At 69.9% G+C, this 12362-nt stretch carries 9 protein-coding genes and 1 pseudogene; 5 read left to right on the plus strand and 5 right to left on the minus strand.

Features of this window, described 5'->3' with window-relative positions:
* Positions 1-156: 156 nt before the first annotated feature.
* The 3 genes from OG709_RS03950 to OG709_RS03960 form a co-directional block, all read right to left on the minus strand.
* Positions 157-1641 (minus strand): serine/threonine-protein kinase, encoded by a 1485-nt coding sequence (locus OG709_RS03950; RefSeq protein ID WP_329169048.1) that lies wholly within the window; start codon positions 1639-1641, stop codon positions 157-159.
* Between the two features lie 94 nt (positions 1642-1735).
* The gene (locus tag OG709_RS03955; protein ID WP_250300665.1) at positions 1736-2539 is read right to left on the minus strand and encodes a serine/threonine protein kinase; all 804 of its coding nucleotides are present in this window, start codon (positions 2537-2539) and stop codon (positions 1736-1738) included.
* Positions 2540-3123: 584 nt separating this feature from the next.
* On the minus strand, positions 3124-3729 hold the full coding sequence (locus tag OG709_RS03960; RefSeq protein WP_250300667.1) for a class I SAM-dependent methyltransferase: 606 nt from the start codon (positions 3727-3729) through the stop codon (positions 3124-3126).
* A 162-nt stretch (positions 3730-3891) separates the two neighbouring features.
* On the opposite strand from OG709_RS03960, the pseudogene OG709_RS03965 reads away from it, so the two are divergent.
* A pseudogene (locus OG709_RS03965) lies at positions 3892-4017 on the plus strand (IS5/IS1182 family transposase); the annotation flags it as partial.
* A gap of 94 nt (positions 4018-4111) precedes the next feature.
* Positions 4112-4375: an RICIN domain-containing protein gene (locus OG709_RS03970; protein WP_250300879.1), complete on the plus strand. Its 264-nt coding sequence runs from the start codon at positions 4112-4114 to the stop codon at positions 4373-4375.
* 384 nt (positions 4376-4759) lie between these two features.
* Here the strand turns inward: OG709_RS03970 and OG709_RS03975 are convergent, their stop codons facing one another.
* Positions 4760-5182, minus strand: coding sequence for a secondary thiamine-phosphate synthase enzyme YjbQ (locus tag OG709_RS03975; protein ID WP_250300668.1), 423 nt, complete (start codon positions 5180-5182; stop codon positions 4760-4762).
* Between the two features lie 222 nt (positions 5183-5404).
* Between OG709_RS03975 and OG709_RS03980 the strand changes: the two genes are divergently transcribed.
* The gene (locus OG709_RS03980; RefSeq protein ID WP_250300670.1) at positions 5405-6487 is read left to right on the plus strand and encodes an FAD-dependent oxidoreductase; all 1083 of its coding nucleotides are present in this window, start codon (positions 5405-5407) and stop codon (positions 6485-6487) included.
* Positions 6488-6814: 327 nt separating this feature from the next.
* On the opposite strand, the gene OG709_RS03985 is transcribed toward OG709_RS03980, so the two are convergent.
* Complete coding sequence (locus OG709_RS03985) at positions 6815-8617, minus strand: ABC transporter ATP-binding protein (protein ID WP_250300671.1); 1803 nt, start codon at positions 8615-8617, stop codon at positions 6815-6817.
* A gap of 175 nt (positions 8618-8792) precedes the next feature.
* Between OG709_RS03985 and OG709_RS03990 the strand changes: the two genes are divergently transcribed.
* Positions 8793-9248 carry a MarR family winged helix-turn-helix transcriptional regulator gene (locus OG709_RS03990; protein ID WP_250300673.1) on the plus strand — a complete coding sequence of 152 codons (456 nt, stop codon included), beginning with the start codon at positions 8793-8795 and terminating at the stop codon, positions 9246-9248.
* A 72-nt stretch (positions 9249-9320) separates the two neighbouring features.
* Complete coding sequence (locus OG709_RS03995; protein WP_329164839.1) at positions 9321-12269, plus strand: FAD-binding and (Fe-S)-binding domain-containing protein; 2949 nt, start codon at positions 9321-9323, stop codon at positions 12267-12269.
* The last annotated feature ends 93 nt before the right edge of the window (positions 12270-12362 follow it).

Here is a 12362-nt window from a genome sequence, read left to right on the forward strand (position 1 = left end):
CGGAGCAGGGCACCCGGAACGATCCGGAGTGACAGCGCGTCCCCCTGTCCGCTAACGACTTGGTGCGCGAGCCGTGCCGACCGGTGAACAGCGGCATCGCGCGGTCGCGCCCCTCCGCATCGGCGGCGGCCAGGTCGGCCCGGCGCGGAGGTGTCCTCAGGCAGTGGGAGCCTCCGACTGCCGGTGAGCCGTGGGACTCAGGCACCGGGGAACCGCCGGCCGGTCCCTGGTGCGTACGGCGGGCAGCCACGCCGTGGAGCGTGCGGAACCCGACGGGAGACGTACCCGGTACCAGTGGGTCGACGGCGTGCCCTCCTCGTCGACGATGATCGTCCCGTCGGACAGTTGGCAGTCGACAGCGAGGATGTCGCCGTCCCACACCCGTACCGGTACGACGTTGTCGGGGGTGTAGTGCCGCAAGGGATCGATCGCAAGGCCGAGACTGCACACGAGGCGCCGGTCCGTTCGGTCCTGGCAGCGCTCCTCGGCGTTGAACACCCGGAGCCGGCCGACGGGCCGGCCGGATCCGGCGAGCCGGCCGGCCGCATCGTCACGCACCGCGCAGGCCCAGACCGGCGCACACACCGCGACCACCACGAGCGCTCCGCGGATGCGTCCTCGTCCACGGGCCGTCGAACGTGCGGCGGGACGGTCGGCGACGCCGGGACCGGCGAAGGACCGCGCTGAGTTCCCCGAACTCCCGGAACTCCCAGCGGCCTCTGTTCCGGCGGCCTCCGTCCCAGCGGCCCGCCATGCGGTGATGCGCGTCAGCAGGCTCTCGGCGGTGTGCACCGTACGGGCGGCGTGCGTCGGGGCCAGACAGTCGGCGGCCAGCGCACGCCAGAACGGCGGCACCGCGTTGTCCATGCGTAACGGGGCGCGCCCGTCCGCGTACTCCTGTGCCGCGGCACTGCGCGCCGCCGGAGTGGCACCGGGAAACGGCGAGGCGCCGGACGCGAACACCTCGTGGATCACGATGCCCAGGGCCCACACGTCGGCGCTCGGCCGGACCCGCACACCGTCTACGCCGAGCCGGCTCTTCCACCGCTCCGGCGGAAGGTAGTCGAGCGTGCCCATCGGAGGCGCGTACCCGTGGGTGCCGGTCAGCTCCGTGGCGAGCCCGAAGTCCGAGAGTCTGGCCGAACCGTCCGGTCCCACCAGCACGTTGTCCGGTTTGAGGTCCCCGTGCACCCAGCCGCCGCGGTGCAGATAGGCGAGACCCTCGCAGACCTCGCCGATGATCCGCGCGCCCTCCGCCTCGCTCGTTCCGGTCGCGAGCAGATCCCGCAGACTGCAGTCGGCGCGCTCCATGACGAGCACGATCGCGCCGTCCAGGGAAGGGTGTTCCGGTTCGGTGAGTACGAGGGAGTCCAGCAGGCGGATCAGCCGGGGATGGCTGGCCCGGCGGCCGAGTTCGAGCTCACGGCCGGCCGCCTCGGCCACCTCGCGGGCCTGGCGCGGTGTGAGCCCGGCGGTCGGCAGCACCTTGAGCGCGACGGGTTCCGCGCCCGGACCGGTGTCCTGATCGCCCGTGCCGGCGTGGGCGGGCCGGCCCGCGTAGACCGTGGACCAGCCGCCCGTCCCGATCAGCTCGACGACCTCCCAGTCACCGAGCCGGAAACCGCGCGGCAGCACGTCCATGTGGTCGCTCCCCCGTGCGTCGGCCGTGTTCACCGCTCTCTCCGGTGCACCTTCCGTGCCGGCGTACACCACTTGTCCTCCCCCGGTTGCCACGTCATTCCGCCTTCGGCCGCTTCCCCACGGCCGTCCCGCTCCGGGGCGGCAGAAGCGCGAGATGCTCCTCCCGCACGAGCCCGAACCGCAGCGTGACACCGACGATCGTCTCCCGCTTGCCGTTGCGGCGCGCCCCTTTACCCGGATCGTCCTCGGCCGGGGCGCTGATCCGTAACTTCTCCTCGGCGAGATAGTCGATGTGCGAACTGACCGCACGGGCGGTCAGCCGGGCACAGGCGGCGTGGTCCCTGAGCCGCTCGACGATCTGGGGGGTGGTCGGCACCGCGACCGGTGATTCGTCCCGCAGCCGTGGTTCGCACAGCGCGACGAGTACCAGGAAGTAGGCGGCCGACTCGTCCAGCGAGTACGCCATGACCGTACGGCTTCCACTCGGATCACCGGTGCCGTCGGGGTCGAGGTAGACATGGTCGGGGGCGAACACGTGGAAGGCGACCGTGGTGTCGCGGAGGGCCGGCAGGACGACCCGGGAGAACTCGAACGGGATGGGCGCCCCGGCCCGTCGAGGCGGCACCCTCAGGTACTCACCCGCACCCTCCGGGTTCTCCACCAGATAGCTGTGGGTCGCGCTGTAGTTGCTCAACTGCCAGTGGTCGTCGGTCACCCGGATCTCACCGGCCAGCCGGGAGATCGCCGCGTCGACGAGACGGAGTTCGACCGGGACCGTCGCCGATCCCCGCCCGAACCGCGCAACTTCCCCCGGCCCGAGCCGCAACGTCACCGCGTCACCCGGCCGCCCTCCGACATCACCGCTCCCCCGCGGAAGATGAATCACAATGCCGCTCATCGCCCCGTCCTCCCCCACACGTCGGCAGTTGCCGCACAGACCAGAGCTACCCATACGGTGCGGGGGTCTCCCGCTTGATTCCGGCAGATTCTGTACGTGTGGTACTCGCCTTCACCGCACGTGTCACGGATCTGCCGAACGAGCGGTGATTCCAGTGGAGTTGGGGCTGACGACGGGCTGCGAACGGCTGCACCGACCCGTCGATGAGCTGACCGTCCACGGTCCTCGCCGACTGCGGCTCAGCCACCTGATCGGACTCGACCTCGGACACGTTCTCACCGGTCATCGATGCACCTCCGTCGGTCGCGCCACGTCGTGAGCGTCGTGGACAGTCACCCGCTTCGGTGGACCCCGGCATCCCGGAAAGCTCAACCGCACCTGACGGTAGGGGTCGTCGGTGTTCTTTCCCACCAAACTCCGTTGAGGCAACTCAGCCTTTCGGCGACCTGGCTATTCCCAAGTGCCGCCCTGCACCATCCGAGGAATGAAAACCAACAACTGGTTACCTCCAGGGAGTTACCCACGGCGCACAGTGGTCCCCAGCCCGCCTGGTGGGCTCTGCAGTCAAGACGTCCAGTACGCCCTCACCGACGGTGGACGCTGACGGCATAACCGCCGCCGTCGTAAGGGTCGGCATCCCAGGTGGCGAACCGGTCGACGAGGGTAAGGCCGGCCCCGGAGCACCAGTCGTCGTAGTCCGACAGCGTGAGGCTGGGCGGCACCGGCAGGTGGGCTTCGTCCAGACCGAAGCCGGCGACCAGCAGGCCGCCCGGACACAGTGCCGCGGACAGGTGCTCAACCACCGTGGTCTCGGTGCCGGGGGCGAGCAACGGGAAGATATTGCCCGCAGCAACGATAAGGTCGAAGCCTCCTGCAATGCCGAGCAGGGTCGGCTCGAACTCGGCCAGATCGAGCTGGAACCAGGGCAGGCCAGGCGACTGCTTCCGCGCCACTGCCAGCATCGACGCGTCAAGATCCACCCCGACACAGTCATAGCCGAGTTCCGCGAGCCGGATCATGACGCGTCCGGTACCGCACCCGGCGTCCAGCACCCGCGCCCCCACAGGCACGAGAGCTGCGCAGAACCGCGCCTCACCGTGCACGTTCTTGCCACTACGGGCCAGGGCCGCGAATCGTGCGGCATAGTGCTCCCCGGACGCATTCCCGGTCAAATCCGCCCAGCGACTCATAAGGTCAACTATAGGGGCGCCCGATCTCGCCCAAGGAACCAACTCCCAGTGCTACACCCGAGCAGAGCAGCAACCTCGTTCGACCATCACCCTGACCGCAGTTGCCGACTGGGGCACCCGTGCCGCCGGGCATTGGCGGAGCAACAAGGCCGGGTCTCCCTTGCCCCAACGACACACCACAACATCGTCGGCCGGTACGGAACCCCACTCGCCGTCTCTCTGACCAGCGGAAACCGACACTACGTCACCCAGCTCATGCCGCTGCTGGACAAGATTCCCCACATCCGGGCCTGCGATTGCGATGTCGGGAAGCGAGGCTGCTGTCCCCAATGGTGCGCGGCGGCTTGCGGAACGCGCTGGCCAAGTCGATCCGCAGGTCACCGTGAACGCCTCGGCGCCCTCCGGGGTGACCCTCCCGAAGGACAACGGCAGCTTCAAGTACAAAGATCCCCACAACGGGACCGAGTACACGATCAACGACGGCACTCTGAACGTCGAGACGCCCCGTAAATCCGGAATGTTTCTGGACGTCGGCAACACCCGCAACAACGGTGACAGCGTCATCCTCTACCAGTGCGGCTCCACCAATACCAACCAGAAGTTCGTAGTCCAGCGCGGCTACATCAAGGTCAAGGACACACTCTGAGGTGATCCACCGCCCGCCCTCCGCATGAAGGCGCAGAGGGCGGGCCGGGCCCAAGCGCGACCGACGACGGCGGAACTCGGCCCCGGCGGGCGGCCGGGGTCTCACGGCCCCGACAAGGCCGTCGTAAGGGCCCCTCTCATCGCGGAGCCAGAGTCCAAGCTTCGGAAGCGTGACGGGGTCCGTGGCGCTGAGAACTCCGAGTCGTCGGCCCAGCCGATGATGTGCGCGCCCACGGACGCGGCGGTAGCGAGCACGTTCTCCCGCTGGCGTTCGAGGGATGGCGCAGCCCGCTTCATGCGCGACAGCCATCGCGCTCCGAGCAGACTTTTGCGGCATCCGTCATAGGGACGCAGCAGGCGGCACGGCCCCTGGGAGTGGTCCTGGTCAGCCCAGGAAGCTCAGCCGCACCTGCCGGTCGGGATTGTCGATGTTCGTGTCCACCAGGCACACGGACTGCCACGTCCCGAGTTCCAGCCTCCCGCCGATCACCGGCAGCGTCGCGTGCGGCGCAACGAACGCGGGCAGCACATGGTCCCTGCCGTGACCGCGGCTGCCGTGCCGGTGCTGCCAGCGGTCGTCGGCGGGCAGCAGGCCGTGCAGGGCGGCGAGGAGGTCGTCGTCGCTGCCCGCTCCGGTCTCGATGACGGCGATCCCAGCCGTCGCGTGCGGGACGAAGATGTTCAGCAGGCCGTCGCGGCCCGCCGCGGTCTCCCGCAGGAACTGCTCGCAGTTCTCCGTCAGGTCGGTGACGGTCTCGGTGCTGCCGGTCTCGATGTGCAGGACGTGTGTGGCGAAGGTTTCGGACATGGCTCCCATCCTCCCTCCCCAGGTCTTCCCTCTCCAGGTCTTCCCTCTCCAGGTCTTCCCTCTCCAGGAGTGGGATCGCGCGTCCGTGTGGTGAGACGTTCCCGCACCCTGTGGCGCTCCGCTGCTGTTCACCGGTGACCACCGCTGAGCGCCACAGTGCTGAGCGCAGAGCGCAGAGCGCAGAGCGGGAAGATACCGGGACCCCGCGCCGTTAGGTGAAACGTGAACGACTTCCGGGTACGCGACGTGGACGTGGTGGTCATCGGCGCGGGGCAGGCCGGGCTGTCCGTCGCCTACCATCTGCGGCGGGCGGGCCTGGTGCCCGACCGTGACTTCGTCGTACTGGATCACGCCCCGCGACCGGGCGGCGCCTGGCAGTTCCGGTGGCCCGGACTGACGTACGGCAAGGTGCACGGAATGCACTCCCTGCCCGGCATGGAGCTGACGGACGCCGACGGGAGCCGGCCGTCGTCCGAGGTGGTGGGTGACTACTTCGCGGCGTACGAGGACGCCTTCGAGCTGCGGGTGCGCCGGCCGGTCGAGGTCGCAGCCGTCCGCGAGGGCGCTGCCGGACGACTGCGCGTGGAGACGTCGCAGGGGGTCTGGTCGACACGGGCGGTGGTCAACGCCACGGGCACCTGGGACCGGCCGTTCTGGCCGCGGTATCCCGGCCAGGAGACCTTCCTCGGCAGGCAGTTGCACACGTCCGGGTACCGCGGTCCGCAGGAGTTCACCGGCCGGCGGGTGGTCGTGGTGGGCGGCGGCGCGTCCGGAACCCAGCATCTGATGGAGATCGCCGAGGTCGCCGAGGCGACGACCTGGGTGACCCGGCGGCCCCCGGTCTTCCGGGAGGGTCCGTTCGACGCGGAGCAGGGGCGCGCCGCCGTCGCGAGGGTCGAGGAACGGGTACGGGAGGGGCTTCCCCCGCAGAGTGTCGTGGCCGTGACCGGGCTGCCGGTGAACGACGCGATCCGGGCCGCGCGCGCCGAGGGCGTACTCGACCGCCTTCCGATGTTCGACCGGATCACACCGGACGGGGTGGCCTGGGACGACGGACGCACGGTGGCCGCGGACCGCATTCTCTGGGCCACCGGTTTCCGGGCCGCGATAGATCACCTGTCGCCGTTGAAGCTCCGTGAGCCGGGCGGCGGCATCCGCATGGAGGGCACCCGCGCCGCGCGTGACGAGCGGATCCACCTGGTCGGATACGGCCCTTCGGCTTCCACGATCGGCGCCAACCGGGCCGGCCGGGCCGCCGTCCGCGACATCGGGCGGCTGTTGGAGCGCGTACCGGCGCCGGTCTGACACCCATGGTTTCTTCATTCAGTGCTACGAACACACGAACAGGGGATCGGGTGTTCGCTGGAACGTGTGGTCGTACGGGATTTGGTTGCTCAACTACCCCACGAAGCAACATGCTTACTGAGCGCAAGCGACGAGCTGCAGATCTCGCAGGCGCAGTCCCACTGCACGAAACCATGTACTAGGAGAACGCACCATCATGAACTTCCTCACCAACCTGCTCGCCGGCATCGTCCACTTCGTGGGCTGGCTCGTCTGACACCCGTCCTGACCGGCGCCGTCGCTTCCCGTCCCACGGGAGCGGCGGCGCTGTCGTGTTTCACCGGGCCGTCACACGGCCGGTGCCAGCTCACTGTCCCTGCGGACCAGCGCGGCGTACCGGCCGTCGAGGCGGAGCAGTTCCCCGTGCGTGCCCCGCTCGGCGACCTGCCCGGCGTCCAGCACCACGATCTGGTCGGCATCCCTGACCGTGGAGAGCCGGTGCGCGATGGTGATGGTGGTGCGGCCCGCGGAGAGTCCGTCGATGGCCTGCTGGACGGCGTGTTCGGTGCGGGTGTCCAGGGCGCTGGTCGCCTCGTCGAGGATCAGCACCGGCGGATCGCGCAGGATCGTACGGGCGATGGCCAGACGCTGCTTCTCCCCACCGGAGAACCGGTAGCCACGCTCGCCGACCAGGGTCTCGTACCCGTCGGGCAGCGAAGCGATGTGGTCGTGGATCTGCGCCGTCCGGGCGGCCTCTTCGAGTTCCGCGTCGGTGGCGTCCGGTTTGGCGAAGCGCAGGTTGTCGGCGACCGACGCGTGGAAGAGGTACGTCTCCTGGGAGACGACGCCCACGGCACGGGCCAGCGTGGCGAAGTCGAGCTCGCGCACGTCGACGCCGTCGAGGGTGACCCGGCCGCCCGTCACGTCGTACAGCCGCGGCACCAGATAGCTGAGCGTGGACTTGCCCGAGCCCGTGGGTCCGACGACCGCGAGGCTGCCACCCGCGGGCACCTCGATGTCGATGGCGGCCAGGGTGGGGCCGCTCTTCTCGTCGTATCCGAAGTCGACGTCCTGGAAGCGCACTTCGCCGCGGACCTTGTCCAGTCGGACCGGGTGTTCGGGCTCGGTGATGTCCACCGGCAGATCCAGGTACTCGAATATCCGCTGGAAGAGGGCGAGCGAGGTCTGCATGTCCACACCCGTCGACAGCAGGCTCACGGCCGGCCGGAAGAGGCCCTGCTGGAGCGAGACGAAAGCGACGAGCGTGCCGATCGAGACCTGGGGGCCGCCCTCCTGGAGCGCCAGGCCGGCCGCCCAGTAGATGACGGCCGGCATGGCGGCCATGACGATGCCGATCGTCGACATCCGCCAGCGTCCCGCCATGCTGGAGCGCACTTCGAGGTCGACCAGCTGCTCGGACTCCTCGGTGAAGCTCTTGGTGAGGGAGTCCGCGCGGCCCATGGTGCGGCCGAGCAGAATGCCGCTGACGGACAGCGACTCGGTGACCGTGGCGGCCATCACCGCCATCTGCTTCTGCCGTTGCGTCGTGATCCTCTTGCGCTCGCGGCCGACCCTGCGGCTGATCCAGACGAACACCGGGAGCAGCAGCATCGAGACGATCGTCAGCCGCCAGTCGAGGGCGAGCATCGCGACCACCGTGGCGATCACAGCGGTGAGGTTGGAGACCAGGGAGGTCGCGGTGGAGGTGACGGTCGCCTGCATGCCGCCGATGTCGTTGGCGATACGGGACTGGACCTCACCGGTGCGCGTCCTGGTGAAGAAGGCGAGCGGCATGCGCTGGAGCTGGGTGTAGACGGCGGTGCGCAGGTCGTGCATGACGCGCTGGCCGACCGTGGTCGAGATCAGGGTCTGGAGGACTCCGAAGACGCTGTTGACCACGGCCGTGACGATCATGCCCAGGGCGAGCAGGCTCAGCAGCCCGGTGCGGTTCTGCGGGATCGCGGTGTCGAGGATTTCGCGCAGCATGAACGGCGAAGCGACCGAGACCAGCGACGACGCGCAGACGAGCAGTCCGACGAGCGCCAGGCGTGCGCGGTAGGGGCGGAAGAGCCGGACGATGCGCCGCAGTTCGGCGGGCGGCTGCCCGGCGTCACGGGGTGGAGGCGTCCAGTCGGGGCGATCGGGTTTCATGGGCTCCTTCGGCAGACAGCTGAGGAAACGACAGCACCGGGCGTCGCGAGAAGCGGACATCAGCGGCGGAGGGGCGTCACAGGCAGTGCGACGGCCGGGCCGGGGCAGGACTTTGCGAGCATAGCTCACTGTTACCTATGCTCACAATGTACAAGGTCCTGATATTGTTCCCGGCATGTCATCACCTGCTGGTGCACCCGACACCGACGGCCTGCTGGCCGAGCAGCTCCTCCGGCTGACCCGGAGACTGCACCGGATCCACAAGCACCATCTGGAGCCGGTCGGTATCACCCCCGCCCAGTCCCGGCTGCTGCGCACCGTCTCGCACTGCGCCGAGCCGCCGCGCATGGCCGATCTCGCCCAGCGGCTGGAGGTGGTGCCCCGCGCCGTGACCAGCCTCGTCGATGCCCTGGAGGAGAGCGGCAGCGTCCGCCGCGTGCCCGATCCGACCAACCGCCGCGTGGTACGGATCGAGCTCACCGACAGCGGGCGGGCCACCCTGCGCGCCCTGCGCGCCGCGCGCCGAGGCGCCGCGGAGGAGATCCTTGCGCCACTCTCCGCGGAGCAGCGCGAGGTGCTCGGCGAGCTGTTGTCCACACTCATGGACGGCCCGCCCGGCCACCACCGCTGACCCGCCGCACCGTCCGTCTCTGCTCTGTCCCAGATTTTTCCTGTCCGAAAGTTGCACGAGGGGAACTGCCAGATGCCGCTGCTGGAGCCGAAGCCCGGCGCACTCCGTCCGCGTACGGGCGGAACGCCGTCACCCGACCGGGTGCCCGACGCGGGCGCGGCCGGGACGCCGGAACCGCTGCGCGGTGAGCTGGTCGCGCTGCTCGGTGCGGAGAAGGTGCTGTCGAAGGTCTCCGACCTCGTGCGCTACGCCTCCGATGCGAGCCCCTACCGCTTCGTCCCCCGGGTCGTGGTGATCGCGGAGGACGTCGACGACATCGCGTCCGTCCTCTCGTACGCGCGCGGCACGGGCCACGAAGTGGTGTTCCGGGCCGCCGGTACCTCGCTCAACGGGCAGGCGCAGGGCGAGGACATCCTCGTCGACGTACGCCGCCACTGGTCGGGCATCGAGGTCCTGGACGACGGGGCACGGGCCCGGATCCGGCCGGGCACCACCGTGGTGCGGGCCAACGCCACGCTCGCCCGGCACGGCCGGATCCTCGGCCCCGACCCGGCCAGTGCGATCGCCTGCACCCTCGGGGGCGTCGTCGCCAACAACGCGTCGGGCATGACCGCGGGCACCACCCGCAACTCGTACCGCACGCTGGCCTCGCTGACCTTCGTCCTGCCGGGCGGCACCGTCGTCGACACGGCGGCCCCCTCCGCCGACGAGGACCTCGCGGCGGCCGAGCCCGAGCTGTGCGCGGGGCTGCTCGCGATCAAGGCCGAGATCGAGGCGGACCCGGAGCTCACCGCCCGCATCCGTGCCAAGTACGAGATCAAGAACACCAACGGGTACCGACTGGACGCCTTCCTGGACGGCGCGACGCCGGTCGAGATCCTGCGCGGGCTGATGGTCGGCTCCGAGGGCACCTTCGGCTTCATCTCCGAGGTCGTCTTCGACACCCTGCCGCTGGACCGCAAGCTGTCCACCGCGCTGCTCTTCTTCCCGACCCTGCGTGCCGCGGCGGCGGCCGTCCCGCTGTTCAACGAGGCCGGTGCCATGGCCGTCGAGCTGATGGACGGCAATACGCTGCGCGCCTCGGTGAGCGTCGAGGGGGTGCCCGCCGACTGGGCCGGGCTGCCCAAGGAGACGACGGCGCTGCTCGTCGAGTTCCGGGCGCCCGACGAAGCGGGCCGGGAGGCGTACGAGCGGGTGGCGGCCGAGGCCGTCGCGGGGCTCGAACTGGTCGCGCCCGTCGCGTCGGTGACCAATGAGTTCACCCGTGACCCCAAGGTCATCGCCGGCTACTGGAAGGCCCGCAAGGCATTCGTCACCGCGGTGGGCGGCGCCCGCCCGTCCGGTACGACGCTGATCACCGAGGACTTCGCCGTCCCGCCGTCGAAGCTCGCCGACGCCTGTACGGCGCTCATCGAATTGCAGACCCGGCACGATTTCGAGGCCGCCGTGGCCGGTCACGCCGCGCACGGCAATCTGCACTTCCTGCTGGCCTTCGACGCTGCGCTGCCCGCGGACGTGGCGCGCTACGCCGCGTTCATGGACGACTTCTGCCGGCTGACGGTCGAGCGTTTCGACGGCTCCCTCAAGGCCGAGCACGCCACGGGCCGCAACATCGCACCGTTCCTGGAGCTCGAATGGGGCCCGAAGGCGACCGAGCTGATGTGGCGCATCAAGCAGGTCATCGACCCCGACGGGGTGCTCGCGCCGCGCATCGTCCTCGACCGGGACCCCGAGGCCCATCTGCGCGGTCTCAAGACCATTCCCGAGGTCGAGCTGATCGCGGACCCCTGTATCGAGTGCGGCTTCTGCGAACCGACCTGCCCCAGCCACGACGTGACCACCACTCCGCGCCAACGGATCGTGCTGCGCCGGGAGATGATGCGCCAGTCCCCCGGCTCCCCGGTCGAGAACGGGCTGCTGGACGCGTACGGGTACGACGCGGTGGACACCTGCGCGGGCGACTCCACCTGCAAGCTGGCCTGTCCGGTCGGCATCGACACGGGCGCGCTGATGAAGGACTTCCGCCACCGGCGGCACACCCCGCGCGAGGAGCGGATCGCCGCGCTGACCGCCAAGAACTTCAAGGCGGTCGAGGCCGCGGCCCGGCTCGCGGTGGGCGCCGCGGACCGGATCAGTGACCGGCTGCTGCAGTCGGTCACCGGCCTCGCCCGCAAGGCGGTGCGCCCGGACCTGGTGCCCGAGTGGCTGCCGGAGATTCCCGGCGCCGCCGCCCGTAGGCTCCCGCGCACCTCGCGCAAGGGCGCGACCGCGGTCTACTACCCGGCGTGCGTCAACCGGATCTTCGGCGGACCGGCCGATTTCCGCGGGCCGTCGCTCCCCCAGGCCGTCGTGGCCCTCGCCGAGCGGGCCGGGCAGCCGGTGTGGATCCCCGAGGACGTCGCGGGGACCTGCTGCGCGACGATCTGGCACTCCAAGGGGTACGACGAGGGCAACACCCTGATGGCCAATCGCATCGTCGAGGCCGCCTGGGGCTGGACCGGTGGGGGCAAGTACCCGCTGATCGTCGACGCCTCCTCCTGCACACTGGGCATCGCCCACGAGGTGGTGCCCTACCTCAGCGACGACAACCGGGAACTGCACCGCGAGTTGAAGATCGTCGACTCGGTCGTCTGGGCCGCCGACGAACTCCTCCCCCGGCTCACGGTGCTGCGCAAGGCCGGTTCGGCCGTCCTGCACCCCACCTGTTCGATGCAGCACCTCGGCGACGAGGCCGAGTTGCGGGCGGTCGCCGAGGCGTGCGCCGAGGAGGTCGTCGTGCCGGACGACGTCGGGTGCTGCGCGTTCGCCGGGGACCGCGGGATGCTCCACAAGGAACTCACCGAGTCGGCGACCGCCCGCGAGGCCGCCGAGGTCAAGGCGAGGGATTTCGACGCCCATCTCTCGGCGAACCGGATGTGCGAGGTCGGCATGGACCATGCGACGGGCCGCAGTTACTACTCCGTCCTGCTGGAGCTGGAGCGGGCCACCCGCCCCGGCCCGGCGTACCTCCGGCGCAGCTGAACCGCGCCCGGGATCCATCCGGGCGGCCGTCCGCGCGGGAAATTCGATTGCCCTGAACAGTGCTGAAGCGCGAACCTTGCACGGTTTGAGCCA

The sequence above is a fragment of the Streptomyces sp. NBC_01267 genome (genome assembly GCF_036241575.1).
Taxonomy (GTDB): domain Bacteria; phylum Actinomycetota; class Actinomycetes; order Streptomycetales; family Streptomycetaceae; genus Streptomyces.

Excerpts from the sequence above, each read along its gene's own strand:
- OG709_RS03950 (WP_329169048.1), bottom strand. The coding sequence starts at position 1,641 with ATGGACGTGCTGCCGCGCGGTTTCCGGCTCGGTGACTGGGAGGTCGTC.
- OG709_RS03955 (WP_250300665.1), bottom strand. The coding sequence starts at position 2,539 with ATGAGCGGCATTGTGATTCATCTTCCGCGGGGGAGCGGTGATGTCGGA.
- OG709_RS03960 (WP_250300667.1), bottom strand. The coding sequence starts at position 3,729 with ATGAGTCGCTGGGCGGATTTGACCGGGAATGCGTCCGGGGAGCACTAT.
- OG709_RS03975 (WP_250300668.1), bottom strand. The coding sequence starts at position 5,182 with ATGTCCGAAACCTTCGCCACACACGTCCTGCACATCGAGACCGGCAGC.
- OG709_RS03985 (WP_250300671.1), bottom strand. The coding sequence starts at position 8,617 with ATGAAACCCGATCGCCCCGACTGGACGCCTCCACCCCGTGACGCCGGG.
- OG709_RS03990 (WP_250300673.1), top strand. The coding sequence starts at position 8,793 with ATGTCATCACCTGCTGGTGCACCCGACACCGACGGCCTGCTGGCCGAG.
- OG709_RS03995 (WP_329164839.1), top strand. The coding sequence starts at position 9,321 with ATGCCGCTGCTGGAGCCGAAGCCCGGCGCACTCCGTCCGCGTACGGGC.